At 73.3% G+C, this 23,922-nt stretch carries 24 protein-coding genes; 18 read left to right on the top strand and 6 right to left on the bottom strand.

The features are described from left to right. Nucleotides 1-29: 29 nt before the first annotated feature. From coaBC to ACIF6F_RS17755, 3 genes are all read left to right on the top strand, one after another. Nucleotides 30-1,232 (top strand): bifunctional phosphopantothenoylcysteine decarboxylase/phosphopantothenate--cysteine ligase CoaBC, encoded by a 1,203-nt coding sequence (coaBC, locus tag ACIF6F_RS17765; RefSeq protein WP_399947850.1) that lies wholly within the window; start codon nt 30-32, stop codon nt 1,230-1,232. Between the two features lie 194 nt (nt 1,233-1,426). After that, nucleotides 1,427-2,635, top strand: coding sequence for a methionine adenosyltransferase (gene metK / locus ACIF6F_RS17760; protein ID WP_399947466.1), 1,209 nt, complete (start codon nt 1,427-1,429; stop codon nt 2,633-2,635). A gap of 94 nt (nt 2,636-2,729) precedes the next feature. After that, entirely contained in the window at nt 2,730-4,850 is a 2,121-nt protein-coding gene (locus ACIF6F_RS17755; protein WP_399947464.1) for a primosomal protein N', read from the top strand. A 592-nt stretch (nt 4,851-5,442) separates the two neighbouring features. On the opposite strand, the gene ACIF6F_RS17750 is transcribed toward ACIF6F_RS17755, so the two are convergent. Continuing rightward, complete coding sequence (locus tag ACIF6F_RS17750; protein WP_399947462.1) at nt 5,443-5,979, bottom strand: hypothetical protein; 537 nt, start codon at nt 5,977-5,979, stop codon at nt 5,443-5,445. 271 nt (nt 5,980-6,250) lie between these two features. On the opposite strand from ACIF6F_RS17750, the gene fmt reads away from it, so the two are divergent. From fmt to ACIF6F_RS17720, 6 genes are all read left to right on the top strand, one after another. After that, the gene (gene fmt, locus ACIF6F_RS17745; RefSeq protein WP_399947848.1) at nt 6,251-7,183 is read left to right on the top strand and encodes a methionyl-tRNA formyltransferase; all 933 of its coding nucleotides are present in this window, start codon (nt 6,251-6,253) and stop codon (nt 7,181-7,183) included. Nucleotides 7,184-7,273: 90 nt separating this feature from the next. After that, nucleotides 7,274-8,746 carry an RsmB/NOP family class I SAM-dependent RNA methyltransferase gene (locus tag ACIF6F_RS17740; protein WP_399947460.1) on the top strand — a complete coding sequence of 491 codons (1,473 nt, stop codon included), beginning with the start codon at nt 7,274-7,276 and terminating at the stop codon, nt 8,744-8,746. A gap of 135 nt (nt 8,747-8,881) precedes the next feature. Beyond that, on the top strand, nt 8,882-9,568 hold the full coding sequence (gene rpe, locus ACIF6F_RS17735; protein ID WP_399947458.1) for a ribulose-phosphate 3-epimerase: 687 nt from the start codon (nt 8,882-8,884) through the stop codon (nt 9,566-9,568). Nucleotides 9,569-9,680: 112 nt separating this feature from the next. Next, nucleotides 9,681-10,748, top strand: coding sequence for a sugar-binding transcriptional regulator (locus tag ACIF6F_RS17730; RefSeq protein ID WP_399947456.1), 1,068 nt, complete (start codon nt 9,681-9,683; stop codon nt 10,746-10,748). A gap of 144 nt (nt 10,749-10,892) precedes the next feature. Beyond that, nucleotides 10,893-11,339: a ribonuclease domain-containing protein gene (locus ACIF6F_RS17725; RefSeq protein WP_399947454.1), complete on the top strand. Its 447-nt coding sequence runs from the start codon at nt 10,893-10,895 to the stop codon at nt 11,337-11,339. Further along, entirely contained in the window at nt 11,336-11,746 is a 411-nt protein-coding gene (locus ACIF6F_RS17720; RefSeq protein WP_399947452.1) for a barstar family protein, read from the top strand. Before ACIF6F_RS17725 ends, ACIF6F_RS17720 begins: the two co-directional genes overlap by 4 nt. Nucleotides 11,747-11,865: 119 nt before the next feature. Here ACIF6F_RS17720 and ACIF6F_RS17715 read toward each other — a convergent pair whose 3' ends face one another. The 5 genes from ACIF6F_RS17715 to ACIF6F_RS17695 all read right to left on the bottom strand — a co-directional run bounded on the left by ACIF6F_RS17715 (nt 11,866) and on the right by ACIF6F_RS17695 (nt 15,273). Beyond that, nucleotides 11,866-12,327: a group II truncated hemoglobin gene (locus tag ACIF6F_RS17715; RefSeq protein ID WP_399947451.1), complete on the bottom strand. Its 462-nt coding sequence runs from the start codon at nt 12,325-12,327 to the stop codon at nt 11,866-11,868. Nucleotides 12,328-12,337: 10 nt separating this feature from the next. Beyond that, on the bottom strand, nt 12,338-12,664 hold the full coding sequence (locus ACIF6F_RS17710; protein WP_399947449.1) for a putative quinol monooxygenase: 327 nt from the start codon (nt 12,662-12,664) through the stop codon (nt 12,338-12,340). A 77-nt stretch (nt 12,665-12,741) separates the two neighbouring features. Then, entirely contained in the window at nt 12,742-13,236 is a 495-nt protein-coding gene (locus ACIF6F_RS17705) for a hypothetical protein (protein ID WP_399947447.1), read from the bottom strand. Between the two features lie 70 nt (nt 13,237-13,306). After that, nucleotides 13,307-15,010 carry an FAD-dependent oxidoreductase gene (locus tag ACIF6F_RS17700; RefSeq protein WP_399947445.1) on the bottom strand — a complete coding sequence of 568 codons (1,704 nt, stop codon included), beginning with the start codon at nt 15,008-15,010 and terminating at the stop codon, nt 13,307-13,309. After that, a complete protein-coding gene (locus ACIF6F_RS17695; RefSeq protein WP_399947443.1) occupies nt 15,007-15,273 on the bottom strand; it encodes a UBP-type zinc finger domain-containing protein in 267 nt (88 codons plus the stop codon). The genes ACIF6F_RS17700 and ACIF6F_RS17695 overlap by 4 nt, the downstream gene beginning before the upstream one ends. A gap of 286 nt (nt 15,274-15,559) precedes the next feature. Between ACIF6F_RS17695 and ACIF6F_RS17690 the strand changes: the two genes are divergently transcribed. The 9 genes from ACIF6F_RS17690 to ACIF6F_RS17650 are packed head-to-tail and all read left to right on the top strand — an operon-like array spanning nt 15,560 to nt 23,894. Beyond that, nucleotides 15,560-16,384, top strand: coding sequence for a type 1 glutamine amidotransferase domain-containing protein (locus tag ACIF6F_RS17690; protein ID WP_399947441.1), 825 nt, complete (start codon nt 15,560-15,562; stop codon nt 16,382-16,384). Nucleotides 16,385-16,441: 57 nt separating this feature from the next. Further along, nucleotides 16,442-18,085: a thiamine pyrophosphate-binding protein gene (locus ACIF6F_RS17685; protein ID WP_399947439.1), complete on the top strand. Its 1,644-nt coding sequence runs from the start codon at nt 16,442-16,444 to the stop codon at nt 18,083-18,085. A gap of 23 nt (nt 18,086-18,108) precedes the next feature. Next, nucleotides 18,109-18,540, top strand: coding sequence for a nuclear transport factor 2 family protein (locus ACIF6F_RS17680; RefSeq protein ID WP_399947437.1), 432 nt, complete (start codon nt 18,109-18,111; stop codon nt 18,538-18,540). Nucleotides 18,541-18,563: 23 nt separating this feature from the next. Then, nucleotides 18,564-19,019 carry a nuclear transport factor 2 family protein gene (locus ACIF6F_RS17675; protein ID WP_399947435.1) on the top strand — a complete coding sequence of 152 codons (456 nt, stop codon included), beginning with the start codon at nt 18,564-18,566 and terminating at the stop codon, nt 19,017-19,019. A gap of 16 nt (nt 19,020-19,035) precedes the next feature. Beyond that, nucleotides 19,036-19,437, top strand: a complete 402-nt coding sequence (locus ACIF6F_RS17670; protein ID WP_399947433.1) for a nuclear transport factor 2 family protein — start codon at nt 19,036-19,038, stop codon at nt 19,435-19,437. Nucleotides 19,438-19,447: 10 nt separating this feature from the next. Next, nucleotides 19,448-21,043 carry a GMC family oxidoreductase gene (locus tag ACIF6F_RS17665; protein ID WP_399947431.1) on the top strand — a complete coding sequence of 532 codons (1,596 nt, stop codon included), beginning with the start codon at nt 19,448-19,450 and terminating at the stop codon, nt 21,041-21,043. Further along, nucleotides 21,033-21,647 (top strand): DJ-1/PfpI family protein, encoded by a 615-nt coding sequence (locus ACIF6F_RS17660; protein ID WP_399947429.1) that lies wholly within the window; start codon nt 21,033-21,035, stop codon nt 21,645-21,647. Before ACIF6F_RS17665 ends, ACIF6F_RS17660 begins: the two co-directional genes overlap by 11 nt. Continuing rightward, nucleotides 21,647-22,081, top strand: a complete 435-nt coding sequence (locus ACIF6F_RS17655; RefSeq protein WP_399947427.1) for a VOC family protein — start codon at nt 21,647-21,649, stop codon at nt 22,079-22,081. The genes ACIF6F_RS17660 and ACIF6F_RS17655 overlap by 1 nt, the downstream gene beginning before the upstream one ends. Beyond that, the gene (locus tag ACIF6F_RS17650; RefSeq protein ID WP_399947425.1) at nt 22,074-23,894 is read left to right on the top strand and encodes an AGE family epimerase/isomerase; all 1,821 of its coding nucleotides are present in this window, start codon (nt 22,074-22,076) and stop codon (nt 23,892-23,894) included. Before ACIF6F_RS17655 ends, ACIF6F_RS17650 begins: the two co-directional genes overlap by 8 nt. Nucleotides 23,895-23,922: the final 28 nt, after the last annotated feature.

The raw sequence follows: 23,922 nt of genomic DNA, 5'->3' as shown, positions 1-23,922 counted from the left end.
GAGTACCGATGCCGGGGAGCGGAGTCGCAGTGGACAAGCCGAAGGTCGTCCTGGGGGTGAGCGGCGGAATCGCCGCCTACAAGGCGTGCGAGCTGCTGCGGCGGCTGACCGAGTCGGGGCACCACGTCCGCGTGGTGCCGACCGCCTCGGCGCTGCACTTCGTGGGCGAGGCCACCTGGTCGGCCCTGTCCGGCAACCCGGTCTCCACCGAGGTCTGGGACGCCGTCCACGAGGTGCCGCACGTGCGCATCGGCCAGGGCGCCGACCTGGTGGTGGTGGCCCCCGCCACCGCGGACATGCTGGCCAAGGCCGCCCACGGGCTCGCCGACGACCTGCTGACCAACACCCTCCTGACCGCCCGCTGTCCCGTGGTCTTCGCCCCCGCGATGCACACCGAGATGTGGGAGCACCCGGCCACCCAGGAGAACGTGGCGACCCTGCGCCGCCGCGGCGCCGTCGTCATCGAGCCGGCCGTGGGCCGCCTCACCGGCGTCGACACCGGCAAGGGGCGGCTGCCCGACCCCGAGGAGATCTTCGAGGTCTGCAAGCGCGTCCTGGCCCGGGGTGCCGCCGAGCCCGACCTGCTCGGCCGGCACGTCGTGATCAGCGCGGGCGGCACCCGCGAGCCCCTGGATCCGGTGCGCTTCCTCGGCAACCGGTCCTCCGGCAAGCAGGGCTACGCGCTGGCCCGCACCGCCGTCGCCCGGGGCGCCCGCGTCACGCTGGTCGCCGCCAACACCGCGCTGCCCGACCCGGCCGGCGCGGACGTCGTCCGGGTCGGGACGGCCGTACAGCTGCGCGAGGCGGTCCTGAAGGCGGCGGCCGACGCCGACGCCGTGGTGATGGCCGCCGCGGTGGCGGACTTCCGCCCGGCCGCGTACGCCGAGGGGAAGATCAAGAAGAAGGACGGCGAGGAGCCGGCGCCGGTCGCCCTGGTCCGCAATCCGGACGTGCTGGCGGAGATCTCCGCAGACCGTGCCCGGCCGGGGCAGATCATCGTGGGCTTCGCCGCCGAGACCGACGACGTTCTGGCCAACGGATGGGCGAAACTCCGCCGGAAGCAGTGTGATCTTCTCGTCGTGAACGAGGTCGGCGAGAGCAAGACCTTCGGTTCCGAGGAGAACGAAGCCGTCATCCTGGCATCCGATGGCGTCGAGACGGCGGTGCCTTACGGCCCCAAGGAGGCGCTCGCGGACCGGATTTGGGACCTCGTGAGCCCGCGACTCGCCTGACCGGGGGACCTTGTTCCGTGCGTTCGGCGTGGGCCACAATGGAGTGCCGCAGGTCACAGCCCTTCCATTAGGCGAGACGCGTGGTCCGGCGCACGGGAGCGCCCGATAAACTAAACCCGGAACCGGCCGGGCGCAGCCTCCGGGCGGCTCCGCCAAATGATCAGCCAGCAGCCGCTGCAACCCCAGGGAGCGATGTGTCCCGCCGCCTGTTCACCTCGGAGTCCGTGACCGAGGGCCACCCCGACAAGATCGCTGACCAGATCAGCGACACGATCCTCGACGCCCTGCTCGCCGAGGACCCGACCTCCCGCGTCGCCGTGGAGACGCTCATCACCACCGGCCTGGTCCACATCGCGGGCGAGGTGACGACGAAGGCGTACGCGCCGATCGCCTCCCTGGTCCGCGACAAGATCCTGGAGATCGGCTACGACTCCTCGAAGAAGGGCTTCGACGGCGCCTCCTGCGGTGTCTCGACGTCCATCGGCGCGCAGTCCCCGGACATCGCGCAGGGTGTCGACACGGCGTACGAGCAGCGGGTCGAGGGCGACGAGGACGAGCTCGACAAGCAGGGCGCGGGCGACCAGGGCCTGATGTTCGGCTACGCCACCGACGAGACCCCGAACCTCATGCCGCTGCCGATCGAGCTGGCCCACCGGCTTTCGCGGCGCCTGTCCGAGGTGCGCAAGAACGGGACCATCCCGTACCTGCGTCCCGACGGCAAGACCCAGGTCACCATCGAGTACGACGGCGACAAGCCGGTCCGCCTCGACACGGTGGTCGTCTCCTCGCAGCACGCCTCCGACATCGACCTCGACTCGCTGCTCGCGCCCGACATCCGCGAGTTCGTCGTCGAGCACGTGCTCAAGGAGCTCGTCGAGGACGGCATCAACCTGGAGACCGACGGGTACCGTCTGCTGGTCAACCCGACCGGCCGCTTCGAGATCGGCGGCCCGATGGGCGACGCCGGCCTCACCGGCCGCAAGATCATCATCGACACCTACGGCGGCATGGCCCGCCACGGCGGCGGCGCCTTCTCCGGCAAGGACCCGTCGAAGGTCGACCGCTCCGCCGCGTACGCGATGCGCTGGGTCGCCAAGAACGTCGTGGCCGCCGGCCTCGCGGAGCGGTGCGAGGTCCAGGTCGCGTACGCGATCGGCAAGGCCGAGCCCGTCGGTCTCTTCGTCGAGACCTTCGGCACCGCCAAGGTGGACGTCGCCAGGATCGAGCAGGCCATCTCCGAGGTCTTCGACCTCCGCCCGGCCGCGATCATCCGCGACCTCGACCTGCTGCGCCCGATCTACGCCCAGACCGCCGCGTACGGCCACTTCGGCCGTGAGCTGCCGGACTTCACCTGGGAGCGCACCGACCGTGTCGACGCGCTGAAGGCCGCCGCCGGCCTGTAGCCCGCGCGGACGTCGTGACGACGGCCCCGGACCCTCGTGGTCCGGGGCCGTCGGCGTTCCCCCGGTGTCGGTACCCTTTGGTAAGAATGCTGGTGTGAGCAGCGAGAACGAATCAGGCGAGCGGGCCGGGGGGCCGCCCGAGCAGCTCGCGCTCATCCGGGAGACCGTCCGCGCCGCGAAGGCCGCCGCGCCCAAGGCCAAGCCGCGCACCTGGCGGGGCGCGGCCCTGGCCAAGGAGCTGCCGGTGGCCCGCATCCTGGTCAACAAGGGGGTGCTCCACCTCGACCAGCTCTGGGACTACGCCGTCCCCGCCGAGCTGGACGAGGCCGCGCAGCCGGGCGTGCGCGTCCGGGTGCGCTTCGGCGCGGGCGCCCACCACGTCCGGGAGGGGCGCCGGGAGGGCGGCGGGCTCATCGACGGCTTCCTCGTCGAGCGGCGGGCCGAGTCCGACTACAACGGACCGCTGGCCGCGCTCGCGCACGTGGTCTCCCCGGAGCGGGTGCTCACCCCCCGGATGCTGGCCCTGACCCGGGCCGTCGCCGACCGCTACGCCGGCAGCCTGGCCGACGTACTCCAGCTCGCCCTCCCGCCGCGGAACGCCCGGGCCGAGTCCAAGCCCTCGCCCGACCCGCTGCCGGCCCCGGCCGTGCCGGAGCCGGGCGGCTGGGAGCGCTACCCGGCGGGGCCTGCCTTCCTGCGGTCGCTGGCCGCCGGGCACAACCCGCGCGCCGTCTGGACGGCCCTCCCCGGCCCCGGCTGGCCCGACGAGCTGGCCCGCGCCATGGCCGCCGCCCTCGCCTCGGGACGCGGCGCGCTGGCGGTGCTGCCCGACGGCCGGTCGGTGGCACGGCTGGACGCCGCGCTCACGGCCGTACTGGGGGAGGGGCGGCACGCGGTGCTCACGGCGGAGTCCGGCCCCGAGAAGCGGTACCGCCAGTGGCTGTCCGTGCACCGGGGCTCGGTGAAGGCGGTGATCGGCACGCGGGCTGCGATGTTCGCGCCGGTGCGGGACCTGGGGCTGGTGGCCGTCTGGGACGACGGCGACTCCAGCCACAGCGACGACAACGCGCCCTTCCCGCACGTGCGGGAGGTGCTGGAACTGCGCTCCGCGCACGACGACTGCGGCTTCCTGCTGGGCGGCACGAGCTGCACGGTGGAGGCCGCCCAGCTGGTCGAGTCCGGCTGGGCGCGGCCGCTGGCGGCGGACCGCGAGCGGGTGCGGGAGGCCGCGCCGCTGGTGCGGACCGTGGGCGAGGAGGACCTGGCCCGGGACGAGGCCGCGCGGGCGGCCCGGCTGCCGAGCCTGGCCTGGCAGGCGGTGCGGGAGGGTCTGAAGACCGGGCCGGTGCTCGTCCAGGTGCCCCGGCGCGGTTACGTGCCCCGGCTGGCCTGCGAGCGCTGCCGTACGCCGGCCCGCTGCACGGCGTGCGCCGGTCCCCTGGAGGCGCCGGACCAGCGGGCGCTGCGGTGCGGGTGGTGCGGGCGGGACGAGCCGTCCTGGCAGTGCGGGGAGTGCGGCTCGGTGCGGCTGCGGGCGAGTGTGGTCGGCGCGCGGCGGACGGCCGAGGAACTGGGGCGTGCGTTTCCGGCGGTGCCGGTGCGGACTTCGGGGCGGGACCACGTGCTGGACGGCGTACCGGACCGGCCGGCGCTGGTGGTGAGCACGCCGGGTGCCGAGCCGGTGGCGGAGGGGCCGGGGTACGCGGCCGCGCTGCTCCTGGACGGCTGGGCGATGCTGGGGCGGCCCGACCTGCGCGCGGGCGAGGAGGCGCTGCGGCGCTGGATCGGTGCGGCCTCGCTGGTGCGGGGGAGCGGGACGGTGGTGGTGGTCGCGGAACCGACGCTGCGGCCGGTGCAGGCCCTGGTGCGGTGGGATCCCGTGGGGCACGCGGTGCGGGAGCTGGCGGAGCGGGCCGAGCTGGGCTTCCCGCCGGTGTCGCGGATGGCCGAGGTGACGGGCCGGCCGGAGGCGCTGGCGGAGTTCCTCGCGGGGGCGGCGCTGCCGGGGGACGCGGTGGTGCTGGGGCCGGTGCCGGTCGCTGCGCGGGGCGGGGCTCGGGTGGACGATGCCGTGGAGCGGGCGCTGGTGCGGGTGCCGCCGGGGTCGGGGGCCGCGCTGGCCGCCGCGCTGAAGTCGGCCCAGGCCGCGCGGCTGGCTGCCCGTGGCACCGGTGACCCGGTCCGGGTCCGCATCGACCCGCCAGCCATCGGCTGACGCCGGGTGGGTTGGGTTCGGTGCTGCGGTGCCGGGCCGGCCGGTGCTTCGGGTCGCGGGCGGCGGGTGCGGCGCCGGTACGGGGTGCGGGCGGAATCCCTGCGGGGCGGTTCCCCTACCCGCCCTTCTCCCGTTCACCGGGGCTGCGCCCCGGACCCCGCTGGGCTGCGCCTTGGGCCCCGGTGGGCTGCGCCCGGGCTCCCGGTGGGCTGTGCCCCGGACCCCGCTGGGTTGTGCCCCGGACCCCGCTGGGCTGCGCCTTGGGCCCCGGTGGGCTGCGCCCGGGCTCCCGCTGGGCCTCGCCCCGGACCCCGGCGGGCTTCGCCCCGGACCCCTGGCCTCGCCCCGGACCCCTGGGCTTCGCCCCGGACCCCCGCGGGCTGCGCCTCGGGCCCCCGGTGGGCTGTGCCCCGGGCCCCGGCGGGCTTCGCCCCGGACCCCCGTCGGGGGGGTCGCCCCGGGCCCCTCGGGGCTGCGTGCTGGGCCCCGAGGGGGCTGCACGGACGGGTGTGAGCCGGTGTGGGGCCCGGGTGCGGGCGCCCGGAGGTACGGGGGCCCGGGACCCCGTGGGGGTGGGTCCCGGGCGTGGGGGTCAGCCGGTGCGGGGGCCCGGGAAGGCCGGGGAGCGGGGGGCCGTGGTGGCGTCCTCGCGCAGGGCCCCCGAGCCGGACGTCGGCTGGGGCGGCATCGAGCGGGCCGCCGGGATGCCGAGCGTGCGCGGCGCGGCCGTCCCCTCGGCCAGCGGCTCCGCGGCCTCCGCCGGTGCCGTCGTGACGGCGCCCGCCCGGCGCGCCCCGTACCGCCGGTGCACCGCCTGCTTCGTCACCCCGAGGGCGGAGCCCACCGCGTCCCACGAGAAGCCGAGCGAGCGGTCGAAGTCCACCGCAGCGGTGACCAGCGTCTCCACGCTGTCCCGCAGCTCCTGCGCGAGACGGACGGTCGGCGCGGGTGCCCGGCCGTAGACGACGAAGCCCGTGGAGGGGCCGGAGCGACGCGGGCGGTACACGTTGCCGAGCTGGGCGGTGAGGGTACGCAGGGCATCCACCTGTCGGCGGACCCGCTCGATGTCCCGCACCAGCAGATGCAGGCTGGCCCTCGCTTGGGCGTCGTGGGTGGCGTGGTCGGCCATGAACAAGCCTCTCGAACCGGGGGGTTGAAACGGATCGGGCCGGCTGCACAATGCGGCCCGTTTCGGTCAATCTCTCTTGACCAACGCTCCATGCGGCACGGAGGTCACGCCCCCGGGGCGTGTCGGCATATGCGAGAGGCGCGCGTGTGTGCGTACGCCCCCCGCCCCGGTCGGGCGGGCCGGGCGCCACGGCCCATAGACTGGGCCGTTGCTCCTCATTCGTCTCATCCGTCGTCTCCAACGGCCCGCCGCAAAGCGAGGTATGACCCAAGTGAAGCTCGTCTTCGCAGGAACCCCCGAGGTGGCCGTGCCCGCCCTCGACGCCCTGATCGCCTCCGGCCGCCACGAGGTCGCCGCCGTCGTCACCCGGCCCGACGCCCCCGCCGGCCGCGGCCGGCGCCTGGTCGCCAGCCCGGTCGCGCAGCGCGCCGAGGAGGCGGGCATCGAGGTGCTCAAGCCCGTCCGCCCGCGCGACCCGGACTTCCTCGCCCGGCTCGCCGAGATCGCCCCGGACTGCTGCCCGGTCGTCGCGTACGGCGCCCTGCTGCCCAAGGCGGCCCTCGACATCCCGGCCCGCGGCTGGGTCAACCTGCACTTCTCCCTGCTGCCCGCGTGGCGCGGCGCGGCCCCCGTCCAGCACTCGGTCATGGCCGGTGACGAGGTCACCGGCGCCTCCACCTTCCTCATCGAGGAGGGCCTGGACTCCGGCCCGGTCTACGGCGTGCTCACCGAGGAGGTCCGCCCCACCGACACCAGCGGCGACCTGCTCACCCGGCTGGCCTTCGCCGGCGCCGGGCTGCTCGCCGCCACCATGGACGGCATCGAGGACGGCACCCTGCGCGCCGTGCCCCAGCCCGCGGAAGGCATCACCCTCGCGCCCAAGATCACCGTCGAGGACGCGCAGGTGAACTGGGCCGACCCGGCGCTGCGCGCCGACCGCGTCGTACGGGGCTGCACCCCCGCGCCCGGCGCCTGGACCCTCTTCCGCGGCGAGCGGCTCAAGCTGGTCTCCGTCGGGCTGGTGCCCGAGCGCACCGACCTCGCGCCCGGCGAGCTGGCCCCCGCCAAGAACAACGTGTACGTCGGCACCGGCTCGCACGCCGTCGAGCTGCTCTGGGTGCAGCCCCAGGGCAAGAAGCCGATGAAGGGCGCCGACTGGGCCCGCGGCGTGCGCATCGCCCCCGGCGAGCGGCTCGGCGCGTAGCCCCCGCACACCCCGGCGTACGCTGAAGACGCGCCCGCCGGCGCCTTCAGGCCTCCCCGTTCCACCACCCCTCAGCGGAGCACCTTTCACGTGACCGACCAGCCCCGTCGCCGTCCCGCCAAGCAGCACAAGCCCCAGCACAAGCCCTACCGGCGTCCCCAGAAGGACCCCGTCCGCGTCCTCGCCTTCGAGGCGCTGCGGGCCGTGGACGAGCGCGACGCCTACGCCAACCTCGTCCTGCCGCCCCTGCTCCGCAAGGCCCGGGAGTCCGCGGAGGCCAAGGGCGGCTCCTTCGACGCGCGGGACGCGGCCCTCGCGACGGAGCTGGTGTACGGCACGCTGCGGCGCCAGGGCACGTACGACGCGATCATCGCGGCCTGCGTGGACCGGCCCCTGCGCGAGGTCGACCCGCCGGTGCTCGACGTGCTCTCGCTCGGCGCGCACCAGCTGCTCGGCACCCGCATCCCCACCCATGCCGCGGTCTCCGCGAGCGTGGAGCTGGCCCGCGTGGTGCTCGGCGACGGCCGGGCGAAGTTCGTGAACGCCGTGCTGCGCCGGATCGCCGCGGACGACCTGGACGGCTGGCTGGCCAAGGTCGCCCCGCCGTACGACGAGGACGCCGAGGAGCACCTCGCCGTGGTCCACTCCCACCCGCGCTGGGTGGTCTCGGCCCTGTGGGACGCCCTCGGCGGCGGCCGGGCCGGCATCGAGGACCTGCTGGAGGCGGACAACGAGCGGCCCGAGGTGACGCTCGTGGCCCGGCCCGGCCGCGTGGAGCCCGGCGAGCTGGTCGAGGCGCTGGGCGAGGACTCGGTGCTGCCGGGCCGCTGGTCCCCGTACGCGGTCCGGCTGGCCGAGGGAGGCGAACCGGGCGCCATCGAGGCCGTGCGCGAGGGCCGCGCCGGCGTCCAGGACGAGGGCAGCCAGCTGGTCGCCATCGCCCTCGCCAACGCCCCGGTCGAGGGGCGCGACGAGCGCTGGCTGGACGGCTGCGCCGGCCCCGGCGGCAAGGCGGCACTGCTGGGCGCGCTGGCGGCCGGACGGGGTGCCGCGCTGCTCGCGTCCGAGAAGCAGCCGCACCGCGCCCGGCTGGTGGAGCGGGCCCTCGCCGGCAACCCCGGCCCGTACCAGGTCATCGCCGCCGACGGCACCCGGCCGCCGTGGCTGCCCGGCTCCTTCGACCGGGTGCTGATGGACGTGCCCTGCTCGGGCCTGGGCGCGCTCCGCCGCCGCCCGGAGGCCCGCTGGCGCCGCCGGCCCGCGGACCTGGAGGGCTTCGCCCCGCTCCAGCGCGCGCTGCTGCGCGAGGCGCTCGGCGCGGTCCGCGTGGGCGGCGTCGTCGGGTACGCGACCTGCTCCCCGCACCTCGCGGAGACCCGGGTCGTCGTGGACGACGTGCTCAAGGGCCGGGGCGGTGCGGCCCCCTTCGAGGCGGAGTGGATTGACGCGCGTCCGCTGCTGCCGGGCGTCCCCGCCCTGGGCGACGGCCCGGACGTCCAGCTCTGGCCGCACCTGCACGGCACGGACGCGATGTACCTGGCGCTCCTGCGCCGCACGGCCTGAGCCGCGGCCCCGGCTCCTCCGGGGGCCGGGGCGACGGCCGGGGAGAGGGCCGGTGCGACGGTCGGGGCCGGGGTCCGCGCGGCCGGTTTCGGGGGTGCCACCGGTGGAGGCCCGACGGCATGGCACGCTTGGGGCATGGCCGTTCAGATCAATCCCAGCATCCTGTCCGCGGACTTCGCCCGCCTCGCCGAAGAGGCGAAGGCGGTCGAGGGTGCCGACTGGCTCCACGTCGACGTCATGGACAACCACTTCGTCCCGAACCTCACGCTCGGCATGCCGGTCGTGGAGTCCCTCAGCCGCGCCACGGACACTCCGCTGGACCTGCATCTGATGATCGCCGACCCGGACCGCTGGGCCCCGCAGTACATCGAGGCCGGTGCCGGATCGGTCACCTTCCACGCCGAGGCCGCGGGCGCCCCCGTACGGCTGGCGCGGGAGATCCGGGCCAAGGGCGCCCGCGCCTCCATGGCGCTCAAGCCCGCCACGCCGATCGAGCAGTACGAGGACATCCTCCCCGAGCTCGACATGGTGCTGATCATGACGGTCGAGCCGGGCTTCGGCGGACAGCCCTTCCTCGACGTGATGCTGCCGAAGATCCGCCGTACCCGGGAGCTGATCGCCAAGCACGGCCTGGAGGTGTGGCTGCAGGTCGACGGGGGCGTTTCGGCGTCCACCATCGAGCGGTGCGCCGAGGCCGGCGCGGACGTGTTCGTGGCCGGTTCCGCCGTGTACGGGGCCGTGGACCCGGCCGCCGCGGTGCGGACGCTGCGCGAGCAGGCGGGGGCCGCGATCGCGGCGGCGCCCTGGGCCTGCGAGCACTGAGGGGCGCCTGGGGCGCCGAGGAAGAAGGCTCGGTGAACAGCTCGGTGAACGGGAGCTGTCCGGGCTGATCAACGGCCGCCGGATCTGACAGGATGAACGGCGAGTCGAGAGTGTGAACAGCAGTGAGGAGATCGCGGTGTCTGGTGTGTCGGCGGGACGCTCAGCCCTGCGGATGGGACCCGCGGAGCTGGTGCAGGCGGCGGCCATGGCCCGTCGCTTCTACCTGGAGGGCAAGTCCAAGATCCAGATCGCCGAGGAGTTCGGCGTGAGCCGCTTCAAGGTGGCCCGGGTCCTGGAGACCGCCCTGGAACGCGACCTCGTCCGGATCGAGATCCGGGTGCCGGCCGAGCTGGACGCGGAGCGCTCCGACGCGCTGCGCGCGCGGTACGGGCTGCGTCACGCGGTCGTCGTGGAGTCCCCGGCCGACGCGGCCGAGGACGCCCCCGACCCGGAGAACCTCGGCGCGGTCGCGGCCGACCTGCTGGGCGAGCTGGTCAGCGAGGGCGACGTGCTCGGACTGGCGTGGGGGCGGTCGACCATCCACATGGCGGCCGCCCTGCACCGCCTGCCGCCGTGCACCGTCGTCCAGCTGACCGGCGTGTACGACGCCGGGACCGCGGAGCGCGGCTCGGTCGAGGCCGTGCGCCGGGCCGCCCAGGTCTCCGGCGGCGACGCGCACCCGATCTACGCGCCGATGCTGCTGCCGGACCCCGCCACGGCGGCCGCACTGCGCAACCAGACCGGGATCGCCCGGGCCTTCGAGTACTTCGACAAGGTCACCGTCGCCGCGGTGTCCATCGGCTCCTGGGAGCCGGGCATCTCGACCGTGCACGACATGCTCTCCGACGAGGAGCGGGCGCACTACGCGTCGCTCGGCGTCGCCGCCGAGATGTCCGCGCACCTCTTCGACAAGGACGGCCGCCGGGTCGGCCGGGACCTGGGCGAGCGGTGCATCACCGTCGAGGCCGACCGGCTGCGCCGGATCCCGGAGGTCGTGGCCATCGCCGGCGGCCTGCGCAAGGCGGCGGCGATCGGCGCCGTGCTGCGGTCCGGGCTGGTGACCAGCCTGGTGACGGACACCGCCGTCGCCGACTACCTGCTGACCGAGTCGGTGCCGGGTGCGCGGCCGGCGCTGGAGCGGGCCGACCCGGACGACGGGGCGATCGCGTCGGGCCGCTGAGCGGTCGCGGGGGCCCGCTGGTCCGGTGAGCCGGTCGGCTCGGGCGGCTGAGCCGGGCCGGGTGGCTGTGCCGAGCCGGCTGACAGGGGCCCGTTGAGGCGGGGTCCGTTCGCCGGTGCGCCTGTTGTTTGGCAGCATCGGTGCATGATCTTGCGGAGCGTGCCCCGGCTCTTGGGGGCCGTGTTCCTGACGGTGCTGCTGGGGACCGTCGCGGCCTGCGGCGGGAGCGGTGGCGGTTCCGGCGGGGCGGACCGGGCCGCTGCTCTGGTCACCCCGACCGCCGGCGCCCCGAGCACGCCCGGGTGGGCGCGGGGGATGGCGGTCGTGCGGGCCGCCGACCTGCCCGTGCAGGCGCGGGAGACGCTGGCGCTCATCGACCGGGGCGGACCCTATCCGTACCGTCAGGACGGCACGGTCTTCGGGAACTTCGAGCGGGTGCTGCCCCGGCAGAAACGGGGCTACTACCACGAGTACACCGTACGGACGCCGGGGGAGCGGGACCGGGGCGCGCGGCGCATCGTCACCGGGCGGGGCGGCGAGTTCTACTACACGGACGACCACTACCAGAGCTTCCGGGCGGTGCTGCGATGACCCTCGACGCGTTGTCCGGGCCGCCGGCCCCGCGGGTGTGGCCCGCGGACGAGCCGCTGGAGCCGGCGCTGGCCGCCGCGCGGGGGGCGGGTTGGGCAACCGTGCTGCTGGAACTGGACGGCGTACGGTCCAAGGCGACGCTGATGGACCGGTGCGAGCGGGCATTCGGGCTGCCGGGGTGGTTCGGGCGGAACTGGGACGCGCTGGCGGACTGTCTGACGGACCTGTCCTGGGCGGCGCCGGTGCCGGGGTGGCTGGTCGCCGTCACCGGGTGGGGGGGCTTCGCGGGTGCGCGGGCCCGTGATGCCGAGGTGCTGCACGAGGTGCTGGAGGGGGCGGTGGAGTTCTGGGCGGAGTCGGATGCGGGGCCCGGGTTCCGGGTGCTGCTGGTCGAGGGGCGGGGCTGAGGCCCGGCCCTCGCGGGGCGGAGGTCCGGGCTGCGCCCCGGACCCCCCTCGGGCTGTGCCCGGGTCTTCCCCCCCGGACTTCGTCCGGGGGGATCTCCTGGGCTGCCGTGGCGGAGGGGCTAGGAGCCCGTCCACGGTGGGGTTTGGCCCCAGGACCAGACCGGGACCTTGGCCGCGTCGACCGGTGGGGGGTTGTCACCCGAGTAGATCAGGGCCATGCGGGTGCCCCACTCGATGTAGTAGACGAACACCGCGCGGAACTCCGGGTCCGTCGGGAGGCCGACCTCGTCGGCGGTGTCGAGGAGGAGGTCCACCCAGCGGCGGCGCTGCTGCTCGGTGATGCCCCGGCCCAGGTGCTTGGTGGCCATGTGCCGGTGGCCGCCGTGGTGTGCCGTGTAGTCCGCCGGGCCGCCGAAGACCTCCGACAGCCAGGCCGCCACGTGCTGCGGGTGCCCGGGGTCCATGCCGGCGAACACCGGGGCGAGGATCTCGTCCTGCAGCGCGTGGCCGTAGAAGGCGGCGGTGAGGCGGTTCATCGCCTCGCCCCCGCCCATCCACTCGTAGATCGTGGGGGTGCTCATCGTGCCTGCCTCACTGTCCCGCGGCCTTGCCCGTGCCGACGACCTCGGTGACCTGGTAGTGCTGCATCTCCTCGATCGCGGTCACGTACGGCCGGATCGCGCTGAAGAAGGCGGGGAAGTGCTCGCCCCGCCGGAAGCCCTGGAGGTGCGCCTCGGTCGAGGTCCAGCGGATCCGGAGGATGTAGCGCTCCTGCTCCTCCTCGCAGCGGGCCAGCTCGTAGTCCACGCACTCGGGAGCGGCGGCCAGCGACTCCGCCGCCTTGCGGTACGCGTCCTCGAAGGACTGCTGCTCGTCTAACGCGATGCGGTAGCGGATGTACTCGACGGTGGTGGCCATGACGGTTCTGCCTCTCCGTGGTGATCAGCTGCTGCGGCTACCCTGACGCGATCATCGGTGCCCGTCAGCCGAATGCGTCATTCCTGGTCGGACTCCATGGAGTCGGGGCCCTGGGCCCGGACCCTGCCGACCTCCTCCAGGGAGGCCCGCAGGTCCGCCAGCCACGTGTCCGTGTTGCGGCCCACCAGCCGTACGCACCAGGCCAGGGCGTCCGCCCGGCTGCGCGCGACCCCGCCCGCCACCAGCGTGTCCAGCACCTGGCGCTCGGACTGGCGCAGCCGGGTCATCACCGGGACGGCCAGATGGGTGAAGAGCGTGCGTTCGCCGCCCTCACCCTCCACGCCCCAGGCCACCTTGCGGCGGTAGAGCTCCTCCGCCTCGCGGGCGACGGCGATGCGCTGCTCGCGGGTGCGGGCCCGGAACTCCGCGGCCGTCTCCCCGGCCGGGGCGCGGCCGATCACGGTGATCTCCTCGCGGTCGACCACCACGTCGGCCACGCTCTCGTAGACGTCTTCCGGCAGGCGGCCGGCGAACCAGCCGCGGAGCTGCTCTCTCTGTTCGGCTGTAATCATGTAATCAACGTTGCATCTGCGCGCACGTTGATCGCAAGGGCGCGGTCCGCCTTCCGCCGCCGGCGAACGGTCAGCCCATCGCGCGGTACCGGTGGACGAGGGAGACGGCCATCGCGCCCTCGCCGACGCCGGAGGCCACCCGCTTGACCGAGTGGGCGCGGACGTCGCCGGCCGCGAACACGCCCGGCACGCTCGTCTCCAGCGGGTACGGGGCCCGCTCCAGGCTCCACTCGGCCGGCAGCTCCCCGCCGTTGGCGATCAGGTCGGAGCCGGTGAGGACGAAGCCGAACTCGTCGCGTTCCACCACGCCGGCCAGCCAGTCGGTGTGCGGGCGGGCGCCGATGAACGTGAACATGAACCGGCACGGGGTCTCGGTGTCCTCGCCGCTCTCCGCGTCGTGCAGGGTGATGCGCTCCAGGTGCTCGCCGCCGTCGAGCGCGACCACGGTGGTGCGGACCTTCACCTCGATGTTGGGCGTGCGGCCGATCTCGTCGATCAGGTAGCGGGACATGCTGGCGTCCAGCGACTGCGCGCGGACCAGGATCGTGACCCGGGCGGCGTACTTCGCGAAGTGCACGGCGGCCTGGCCGGCCGAGTTGGCGCCGCCCACGATGAAGACGTGCTGGGAGATGCAGGCGGAGCTCTCCGTGGTGGCCGCGCCGTAGTAGAGCCCGGCGCCCTCGAAGCGGTCCGCGCCGGGGGCCTGGAGGCGGTTGTACGCGACGCCCGTGGACAGCAGCACGGTCTCGGCGCTGATCTCCGTGCCGTCGGCCAGCGTGAGGATCTTCGCGGGGTCGTCGCGGGTGAGCGAGACGACCTCCACCGGGTGCAGGATCTCCGCGCCGAAGCGGGACGCCTGGATGGTGGCCCGGCGGGTCAGGTCGCTGCCGGACAGGCCCGAGGGGAAGCCGAGGTAGTTCTCGATGAGGCTGGAGGTGCCGGCCTGGCCGCCGGGCGCGCGGGAGTCCAGCATCAGCGTCGACAGGCCCTCCGAGGCCGCGTACACCCCCGCCGCGAGGCCCGCCGGCCCCGCGCCGACGATCACGCACTCGTAGTGCGGGCGGGAGGCCGTGGTGGCCAGGCCCAGCCGCTCCGCGAGTTCGGCGTCCGTGGGGGCCGAGAGCACCTCGCCGCCCGGGAAGCGGACCAGCGGCAGGGGCGCGTCCGGGCGGTCGGCGATCAGGGTCAGCGCCTCGGGGTCCCGCTCGACGTTCAGGAAGCGGAAGGGCTGGCCGTTGCGGGTGAAGAAGTCGCGCACGGCGTGCGTGCCCGGGGCCACCAGGTGGCCGGCGACGATGATCCCGTCGTACGCGGGGCGGTAGGTGGCCAGCCAGTCCGAGAGCAGGTCGTCCAGGACCGGGAAGAGCCGCTCGTGGGGCGGGTCCCAGGGCTTGAGCAGGTAGTAGTCCAGCCGCACCCGGTTGATGGCGGTGATGGCCGCGTCGGTCTCCGCGTACGCCGTCAGCAGCACCCGGCGCGCGTCCGGGAAGCGGCTGACCGCCTCCAGCAGGAACTCCACCCCGGTGACGTCCGGCATGCGCTGGTCGACCAGGAAGAGGGCCGGGTCGTGGCCCCGCTCGTCCAGGGAGTCCAGGATCTTCAGCGCGTCCGCGGCCGAGGACGCGCCCAGCACCCGGTAGCGGTCCCCGTACGCGCTGCGCAGGTCCCGGCGTACGGCGCGGAGCACCTGGGGGTCGTCGTCGACGGCCAGGATCACCGGCTTGCGGCCCTCGCGCTCCTCGCGGGCCGGGGCGCTTTCCCGCGCGGTGCTCATGCGCGCTCCAGCATCAGCTTGTCGGCGTAGCACCACGCCCAGTCCTCGCCCGGCTCGTGCGAGGCGGCGATGGGGTGCGCCGTGGTGCGGAAGTGCGAGGTGGCGTGGCGGTTCCGGGAGGAGTCGCAGCAGCCGACGTGACCGCAGCTGAGGCACATCCGCAGATGCACCCAGGAATCACCCGACGCAAGGCATTCCGCGCAGCCCTCGGTCCCCGCCGACACCGGGCGTATCTCATCGACGTGCACACACCTGCTGTCCATCGGACCCCGTCCTTCTCTCTTGCCGCACGGAGCTCCCGAGCCCCAGCGGCGACTCGTCCCGGAGAATCCCCACGACCATAGATCGTGAATTTCCCGGCGGTTCACTTATTCGGCCGAAGTCAGGAAGTCCCCCGGCTACTTCCTGACCTCTGCCGCCGACTTCCTGAGGTGCCCGGAACACCTGGTCCGCTACCTCACGAAGTCGTGTGTGCGGCCTTTGACGCCGACCCGGCCGACCAGCAGTGTGGGGTGCGCCAACGACAACAGGCGGCGCCAGGAGGAATACGTGAGCAGAAAGATTCTGGTCATTGTCTCCGAACACGGTTACTGGGCCGAGGAACTCATCGGTCCCGTTTCCGAGTTCGATGCGCGTGGCTATGAGGTCGTCTTCGCGACGCCCACCGGAAAGCGCGCCCACGCCCTTCCGCCGAGCCTCGACGCGAACTACGTCGACCCTCCGCTGGGCCGGTCGGTGACCACCGAGGAGAACGCGCGGCTGGGCCGCGAGTTCGAACGCTCCAGCCGGCTGGACGCCCCCCTCGACATCGAGGCGTGGGTGCCCGAGCGCCCGTACACCAGCGACGACGGGTACCTGCGCAAGCTGGAGCAGTACCACCGCGACCTCGACCGGCTCGACGCCGACATCGCCTCGTACGACGCGATCCTGATCGTCGGCGGCAGCGGCCCGATCGCCGACCTCGCCAACAACGAGCGCGTGCACGCCCTGATCCTCGCCTTCCGGAAGGCCGGAAAGGTGGTGGCCGCGGAATGCTACGGCGTGGCCTGCCTGGCCTTCGCCCGCGACTGGGACGACCGGCGCAGCATCATCTGGGGCAAGCACGTGACCGGGCACTGCAAGGAGTACGACTACAAGGACGGCACCGGGTTCCTCGGCACCGACTTCAACATGGGCCCGCCGCCGTATCCGCTGGAGTACATCCTGCGCGACGCCACCGGGCCGGACGGCGCCTATCACGGGAACTTCGGAAAGCCGGTGTCGGTGATCGTCGACTACCCGTTCGTCACCGGCCGGTCCACCCCCGACTCGTACCTCACCGGACAGAAGATCGTGGAAGTCCTGGAAGAGGGGCTCACCCGCTGGGGATGGTGATCCTGAATTCGGCGGGAGCGTCCGTCCGGTAAACCAGCCGGGAACGAGGGGGAATTCATGAAAGCGACTCCGGGCCGGGAAAGGCTCATCGAGCAATTCAAGGCCGACGGCCTCGACGTGATGTTCGGAAATCCCGGCACGGTCGAGCAGGGGTTCCTCGACGCGGCCGACGCCGCCGAGGGCTTCCGGTACGTCCTCAGCCTCCAGGAGACCGTGGCCGCCGGCATCGCCGACGGCTACGCGCGGGCCACCGGCGGTGCCGCGCTGCTCCAGCTGCACTCCGGCGTCGGCCTGGGGAACGGCATCGGCATGCTGTACCAGTCCCTGCGCGGCCACACGCCCCTGGTGGTGGTCGCCGGAGACGCCGGGGTGCGGTACGACGCCATGGACGCGCAGATGGCCGCCGACCTGGTCGCGATGGCCCGGCCGGTCACCAAGTACGCCACCCGCGTCACCGACCCCGCCTCCGTGCTGCGCACCGTGCGCCGCGCGGTGAAGATCGCGCTCACCCCGCCCCGCGGGCCGGTCTTCGTGGCCCTCCCGATGGACGTGCTGGACGAGCTCAACTCCGAGCCCGTGCTGCCGGCCGTCGTGCCCGACACCGACGTGGCGCCCTCGGACGCCGCCGTCGGCCGGGCCGCCCGGCTGCTGGCCGGCGCGGAGCGCCCGCTGGTCCTGGTCGGCGACGGGGTGGCCCTCTCCGGGGCGCAGGCCGAACTGGCCGCCGTCGCGGAGCTGCTGGGCGCGGACGTGTACGAGGTGGACTCGTCCGAGGTGAACATCCGGGCCTCCCACCCGCTGCGCCGCGGCCAGCTCGGCCACATGTTCGGCGCGCACAGCGCGGAACTGGTGCGGGGTGCGGACGCGGTGCTGATCGTCGGCACGTACGTCTTCCCGGAGGTCTTCCCGGAGCTGGTGAGCCCCTTCGCGGAGGGCGCGCGGATCGTCCACGTCGACCTCAACACGTACGAGATCGCCAAGAACCACCCGGTGGACCTGGCGCTGGCCGCCGATCCCCGGCGGACGCTGCGCGCGCTGGCGCCCGTACTGGAACGGGAGCTGAGCCCCGCCGCCCGGGCCGCCGCGGCCGCCCGCCTCGACGTCCGCACGCGGGAGCGCGCGGCCGCCGCCCGGACGGGGGAAGGGGACCGGGACGGCACGCCGATGGCCGTCTTCCTGCGCACCCTGGCCGAGCGGACCGGGGGCGACCTCATCGTCTTCGACGAGGCGCTCACGACCTCCCCGCTGGTCACCGCCCACCTGCCGGCCGAGCGGCCGGGCGACTACCACCTGACCCGCGGCGGCTCTCTGGGCGTGGGCTTCCCGGGCGCGGTCGGCGCGAAGCTGGCCCACCCCGACCGGCTGGTCGTCGGCTTCGCCGGCGACGGCGGGGCGATGTACACGTACCAGGCGCTGTGGACCGCGGCCCGGCACGGCATCGCGGCCAAGTTCGTGGTCTGCAACAACCGCAAGTACCGGCTGCTGGACGACAACATCGCCCAGTACTGGCGGGAGCGGGACATCCCGGAGCACGCCTTCCCCGGGTCCTTCGACCTGTCCCACCCGGAGATCGACTTCGCCGGGCTGGCGCGCTCCCTCGGCGCGGGCGGCACCCGGGTGGAGAAGCCGGAGGAGGCGGCGGCCGCGGTGCGGCTGATGCTCGACCACCCCGGCCCGTTCCTCGTGGACATCCAGATCTGACACCACATCACAGGGAGGCGCGCATGCCCGCCGAGCGGCTGACCGAGGACGCGATCCGCACCTTCGCGGGGGCCTGGTACACGGCCCTCGACCAGCACGTACCACTCACCGACGTGCTGGACTTCATCACCGGCGACCTGGAGTTCAAGGTCCCCGAGGACACCTTCCTCGGCCACGAGGGCTTCGGCCGCTGGTACGAGGCCGTCACCCACCGCTTCTTCGACGAGGTGCACACCGTCACCAAGGTCGAGCCGGTGATCGACGGGGACCGGGCCGAGGTCCGGGTCCTCGTCAACTGGCAGGCCAAGGTCTGGGACCCGCCGGCCGCGCGCAGCGTCTGGCTCGGCTTCGACGCCGACCAGACCTGGACCGTCGTATCCGGTCCGGCCGGGCCGCGGATCAAGACGTACACCGTCAACGAACTGGCTCCGATGCCCGGTTCGGCCTCCCTCTGACCTCGCGACAGGAGAAGCGGACCATGACCCACGTGACGCGCCAGCGCGTCGAGGCGGCCTACCGCGCGCTCGGCTCCGGAGACCGCGCCAGGATCCTGGAGTACTACTCCGAGGACCTGCGGTGGCTGGTGCCCGGCAACCACCCGCTCGCCGGCTGGTACGAGAGCCTGGACGCCTTCCTGGAGCTGATGGGCCGGACCCACCGGCTCACCGACGGCACCTTCCGGATGGACATCGAGCACGTCCTGACCGGCCCGGACGTCTCGGCCGACGTGTGCCGCAACACCGGTCTGCGGGCCGGCGCCAAGGAGGACGCGCAGTCCCCCTACGAGCGCATGGACTACCAGGTCTTCCACTTCATGCGCTGGCGGGACGGCCGGATCGTCGAGGGCCGCGACGGCCTCTTCGGCGACACCGCGAGCGCCTTCAGCAGCTTCTGGGCGCCCTTCGCGCCGGACGGCATCCGCAGGGACCGATAGAGGGGGGACGACCGCGATGGACGCACACCAGATCCTGACCAGGTACTACGAGTACGCCAACGCCGGCGACTGGGACCGCTGGTGCGACCTGTTCGCCGACGACCAGGTCATGGACGAGCAGCTCGCCGGGCACATCGAGGGGCTCGACACGCTCCGCTCGATGATGAAGGGCATGGGCACGATGTACCGGGTCTTCCGGAACGAGCCCCTGCACCTCCTCGTCGACCGGCCCGCGCCCGGCTCCGGGACGCCCGGCACCGTCAAGGCGGCCGCCGTCTCGCACCTGACCGCGGTCAGCGCCTCGGGCGAGGAGATCACCGCCGAGGTGATGAACTTCTTCACGATCGTCGACGGGAGGATCGCCTACATGGCGAACTTCCACGACACGGTCCCCTTCCAGGTCCTGGCCCAGGACTGAGGGGGCGGCCGTGACGGAGTACGACTACGTCGTCGTGGGGTCCGGTACGGCGGGCAGCGTCCTGGCGAACCGGCTCTCGGAGGACCCGGACGTCTCGGTGCTCGTCCTGGAGGCCGGCGGCGGGCGGATCCCGCCCGAGGTCGACGACCCCTCGTCCTGGTACAAGCTGCTCGGCGGCCCCGTCGACTGGGGCTACCAGAGCGTCCCGCAGCCCGGCCTCGACGGCCGCCGCACCTACGAACCGCGCGGCAAGGCCCCCGGCGGCAGCAGCAACCTCTACATCATGATGCACATCCGGGGCCACGCCTCGGACTTCGACAACTGGGCCTACCAGGGCGCCGCAGGCTGGTCCCACCAGGACGTCCTGCCGTACTTCGCCCTGCTGGAGGCCCAGGAGGACCGGACCGCCGCCACGACCGGCACCGCCGGCCCCCAGCGGATCACCAACGCGGGCCGGCACGGCCCCAACCCGGTCTCCCGCGCCTTCATCGACGCGGCCGTCGAGCTGGGCCACGAGGAGATCGCCGACTTCAACACCGACGGCCCCCGGCGCGGCCTCTTCGGCACCGGCTGGCACCACATCGACGTGGCCGACGGCAGGCGGCAGGGCACCCTCGCCGCCTACCTGGAACCGGCACTCGACCGCCCCAACCTCACCCTGCGCACCGGCGCCCAGTCCACCCGGCTGCTGGTCGAGGACGGCACCTGCACCGGCGTCGAGTACCTCCAGACCAGTCCGCCCGCGGACTTCCCGGGCCGGGACGTCCCCGCGGCCGCCCCCGAGGGCCCGGGCCTGCACACGGTCCGCGCCCGCCGCGAGGTGATCGTGGCGGCCGGGGCGATCGAGTCCCCGAAGCTGCTGCTGCTCTCCGGCATCGGCCACCCGGAGCAGCTCGGCCGGCACGGCATCGAGGTCACCGCACCCCTGCCCGGGGTCGGCGAGAACTTCCACAACCACGTGCTCACCGGCCTGATGGCCGAGGTCACCCAGGAGCTCCCGCCGCCCGCGCAGAACCTCTCCGAGAGCGCGCTCTTCCTGGCCTCGCGGCCCGGGCTGCCCGCCCCCGACCTCCAGATCGCCTTCGTCCACGTCCCGTTCGACGTGATCGTCGGCCAGTCGCACCCCAACACCGTCAGCATCCTGCCCGGCGTGGTCCGCCCGGTCTCCCGCGGCTGGATCCGGCTGGCGAGCGCGGACCCGCTGGCCCACCCGCTGATCCACCCCAACTACCTGGGCGACCGCTGGGACCTCGACCGCATGGTCCAGGGCGTGCAGCTGGCCCGCGAGATCTTCGCCACCTCCGCCTTCTCGCCCTGGTACAAGCAGGAGCTCCAGCCCGGGCCCGGCACCGTCACCGACGACGAGCTGCGCGCCTTCGTGAAGCGGAAGTCCGAGAGCTACCACCACCAGGCCGGCTCCTGCCGGATGGGCGTGGACGACCTCGCCGTCGTCGACCCCGAACTGCGCGTCCACGGCGTACGGAACCTCCGCGTCGCCGACGCGAGCGTCATGCCCGCGGTCCCGTCGGGCAACTGCCACGCCGCCATCGCGATGATCGCGGAGCGGGCGGCCGACTTCCTCAAGGGGGTGTCCCGTGCCGGGTGACGTGGTGCTGCGCGAGGGAGCGCTGTCCGGGACGCGGATCGCCGTACTCGTCGAGAGCGACTTCTACGAGCCGGAGATCTTCTACTACCAGCGCCGGTTCGCCGAGGAGGGCGCGCGCGTCGACTTCCTCACCCGGCTCTGGGGCCAGGAGTCGATCACCTTCACCGGCCACGAGTACCGGGCCCCGTTCACCGCGGACCAGAGCCTCGAAGGCCTCTCCGACGAGGAGCTGCGCGGGTACGCCGCCCTGATCGTGCCCTCCGGCATGGTCGCGGACCGGCTGCGCTACACCGAGGACGTGGACGTCCTGGCCCCGGCCACGGAACTGCTGCGCCGCGCCTTCGGTGAGCCGGCCGTCCTGAAGGGGATCATCTGCCACGGCATGTGGCTGGCCTCCTCCATCCCGGACAAGGTGGCCGGCCGCAAGGTCGTCTGCCACAACAACCTCATCGGCGACGTGCGGAACATGGGCGCGCAGTACGTGGACGAGGACGTGGTCGTCGACGGCGACCTGGTCACCGGCCGCACCGGCGCCCACCACCACCTCTTCGCCCGGCGGATCATCGAGCTGCTGACGGCCGGCCGGGGCCGGAGGGCCGACTGATGCGCTGGTCGCACGTGGGCCTGAACTGCGCCGACCAGAAGGTCACCGAGGAGTTCTACACCCGCTGGTTCGGCTTCGCCCGGGCCCGGGTGGTCGACCTCGGGGACGCGCAGATCGTGTTCCTGCGCAAGGGGGACGCGTACCTGGAGCTGTTCCCGGCCGGCACGGGGACCGCGAGCCCCGGGCAGGACGACGGGCCCCAGGAGCCGGGCCGGATGCGCCACCTGGCCTTCCAGACCGACAGCGTCGACGCGTTCCTCGCCGACCTCGGGGACGCGGCCGACGTGACCCTGGGCCCGCTGGACTTCGACGACTTCATCTGCGGCTGGCGGACCGTTTGGCTGCGCGACCCCGACGGCGTGGTCGTCGAGGTCAGCCAGGGCTTCGCGGACGAAGCCGACACCCACGACAAGGAAGGTGCCCGACATGGCTGACGCCGTGAGCTTCTCCTTCTCCGACACCATCGCCGGATACGTCGGACACTTCGACTCCGAGGCCCGGCTGCTGCGGCTGACCACCGCGGACGGGCGCGCCTTCGAGGTGTCGCTGGCCGGCGGCCCGAGCGCCGAACTGGTCCGCAACCTCGACGAGCCGTACATCGACGCCTCGGGCCACATCGACGAGATGCTGTCCCCGGGCCGCTTCCTCTTCGCCTACGGGGTCCACTACCCCGAGCAGGGCGGCCGCTTCGAGGCCAAGCGCCTGGTATTCCTCGGCCGCGGCGCCGAGGACTACCGCTTCGAGGAGGCCGGCTGGTGGGTCAAGCAGATCGAGTCCCTCGCCGCCTTCTACAAGCGGGCCCAGTTCGGTGACGGACCGGTCGACTTCACCGAGTACCGCACCGAGATCCGCCTCGGCGGCGACAAGACCGCCAGCCACGTCCAGGAGACCGACACCATCTCCCGGCTGGTCTACGGCATGGCCTCCGCCTACCTGCTGACCGGCAAGGACGAGTACCTGGAGGTCGCCGAGCGCGGCACCGAGTACCTCCGGGCGCACATGCGGGTCGTCGACACCGAGGAGGACGTCGTCTACTGGTACCACGGCATCAGCGTGGACGGGGACGCCGAACGCAAGCTCTTCACCTCGGAGTTCTACGACGACTTCGACGCGATCCCGATGTACGAGCAGATCTACGCCCTGGCCGGCCCGGTCCAGACGTACCGCGTCACCGGCGACCGGCGGATCAAGGACGACGCCGACGGCACCATCCGGCTCTTCGACAAGTTCTTCTTCGACCGCGAGCAGGGCGGCTACTACTCGCACGTCGACCCGATCCTGTTCAGCGCGGACCACGAGTCCCTCGGGGAGAACCGCGAGCGGAAGAACTGGAACTCGGTCGGCGACCACGCGCCCGCGTACCTCATCAACCTCTACCTGGCGACCGGTGACCCGAAGTACGCCGACTTCCTGGAGTACACCTTCGACACCATCGCCGAGCGCTTCCCGGACTACGAGCACAGCCCGTTCGTCCAGGAGCGCTTCTTCCGCGACTGGTCGCACGACACCGCGCACAGCTGGCAGCAGAACCGCGCCGTGGTCGGCCACAACCTGAAGATCGCCTGGAACCTGCTCCGGATGAACTCCCTGAAGGCCAAGCCGGCCTACGAGGAGCTCGCGAAGAAGATCGGCGAGCTGATGCCCGAGGTCGGCAGCGACCTCCAGCGCGGCGGCTGGTACGACGTGGTCGAGCGCCTCAAGGAGGGCGACCAGGAGACGTATCGCTTCGCCTGGCACGACCGCAAGGCCTGGTGGCAGCAGGAGCAGGCGATCCTCGCCTACCTCATCCTGAGCGGCACGGTCGGCGGGGAGCGCTTCCGCAAGGAGGCCCGCCAGGCGGAGGCCTTCTACAACACCTTCTTCCTCGACCACGACGAGGGAGCGGTCTACTTCAACGTGCTCGCCAGCGGCACGCCCTACCTGCTCGGCACCGAGCGGCTCAAGGGCAGCCACTCGATGTCCATGTACCACTCGGCGGAACTCTGCTATCTCGCCGCCGTCTACAACAACCTGCTCATCAACGGCCGGGAGATGGACTTCCACTTCAAGCCCGACCCGACCGACCTGCCCGGGCGCGTGCTGCGGGTCTCGCCCGACCTGCTGCCCGCCGGCGCGGTGCGCATCGCCTCCGTCGAGATCGACGAGAAGCCGTACGACGACTTCGACGCCGAGGCCCTCACCGTCACGCTCCCTGACGTCCAGGGGCGGGTCAAGGTCAAGGTCCGGCTGCGGCCGGTGGCCAAGTAGCGCTCAACGGGGGCGCCCCACAGCAAGG

The sequence above is a fragment of the Streptomyces sp. NPDC086023 genome (genome assembly GCF_044540325.1).
In the GTDB taxonomy this organism is placed as follows: domain Bacteria; phylum Actinomycetota; class Actinomycetes; order Streptomycetales; family Streptomycetaceae; genus Streptomyces.
The sequence above is the reverse complement of the archived record's forward strand: the minus strand, read 5'-3'. Positions and strand labels throughout refer to the sequence as shown.

Excerpts from the sequence above, each read along its gene's own strand:
- ACIF6F_RS17710 (WP_399947449.1), bottom strand. The coding sequence starts at position 12,664 with ATGGCCACCACCGTCGAGTACATCCGCTACCGCATCGCGTTAGACGAG.
- ACIF6F_RS17725 (WP_399947454.1), top strand. The coding sequence starts at position 10,893 with ATGATCTTGCGGAGCGTGCCCCGGCTCTTGGGGGCCGTGTTCCTGACG.
- ACIF6F_RS17700 (WP_399947445.1), bottom strand. The coding sequence starts at position 15,010 with ATGAGCACCGCGCGGGAAAGCGCCCCGGCCCGCGAGGAGCGCGAGGGC.
- rpe (WP_399947458.1), top strand. The coding sequence starts at position 8,882 with ATGGCCGTTCAGATCAATCCCAGCATCCTGTCCGCGGACTTCGCCCGC.
- ACIF6F_RS17705 (WP_399947447.1), bottom strand. The coding sequence starts at position 13,236 with ATGATTACAGCCGAACAGAGAGAGCAGCTCCGCGGCTGGTTCGCCGGC.
- ACIF6F_RS17650 (WP_399947425.1), top strand. The coding sequence starts at position 22,074 with ATGGCTGACGCCGTGAGCTTCTCCTTCTCCGACACCATCGCCGGATAC.
- ACIF6F_RS17680 (WP_399947437.1), top strand. The coding sequence starts at position 18,109 with ATGCCCGCCGAGCGGCTGACCGAGGACGCGATCCGCACCTTCGCGGGG.
- ACIF6F_RS17670 (WP_399947433.1), top strand. The coding sequence starts at position 19,036 with ATGGACGCACACCAGATCCTGACCAGGTACTACGAGTACGCCAACGCC.
- ACIF6F_RS17715 (WP_399947451.1), bottom strand. The coding sequence starts at position 12,327 with ATGAGCACCCCCACGATCTACGAGTGGATGGGCGGGGGCGAGGCGATG.
- ACIF6F_RS17655 (WP_399947427.1), top strand. The coding sequence starts at position 21,647 with ATGCGCTGGTCGCACGTGGGCCTGAACTGCGCCGACCAGAAGGTCACC.
- ACIF6F_RS17695 (WP_399947443.1), bottom strand. The coding sequence starts at position 15,273 with ATGGACAGCAGGTGTGTGCACGTCGATGAGATACGCCCGGTGTCGGCG.
- ACIF6F_RS17720 (WP_399947452.1), top strand. The coding sequence starts at position 11,336 with ATGACCCTCGACGCGTTGTCCGGGCCGCCGGCCCCGCGGGTGTGGCCC.
- ACIF6F_RS17750 (WP_399947462.1), bottom strand. The coding sequence starts at position 5,979 with ATGGCCGACCACGCCACCCACGACGCCCAAGCGAGGGCCAGCCTGCAT.
- ACIF6F_RS17685 (WP_399947439.1), top strand. The coding sequence starts at position 16,442 with ATGAAAGCGACTCCGGGCCGGGAAAGGCTCATCGAGCAATTCAAGGCC.
- ACIF6F_RS17675 (WP_399947435.1), top strand. The coding sequence starts at position 18,564 with ATGACCCACGTGACGCGCCAGCGCGTCGAGGCGGCCTACCGCGCGCTC.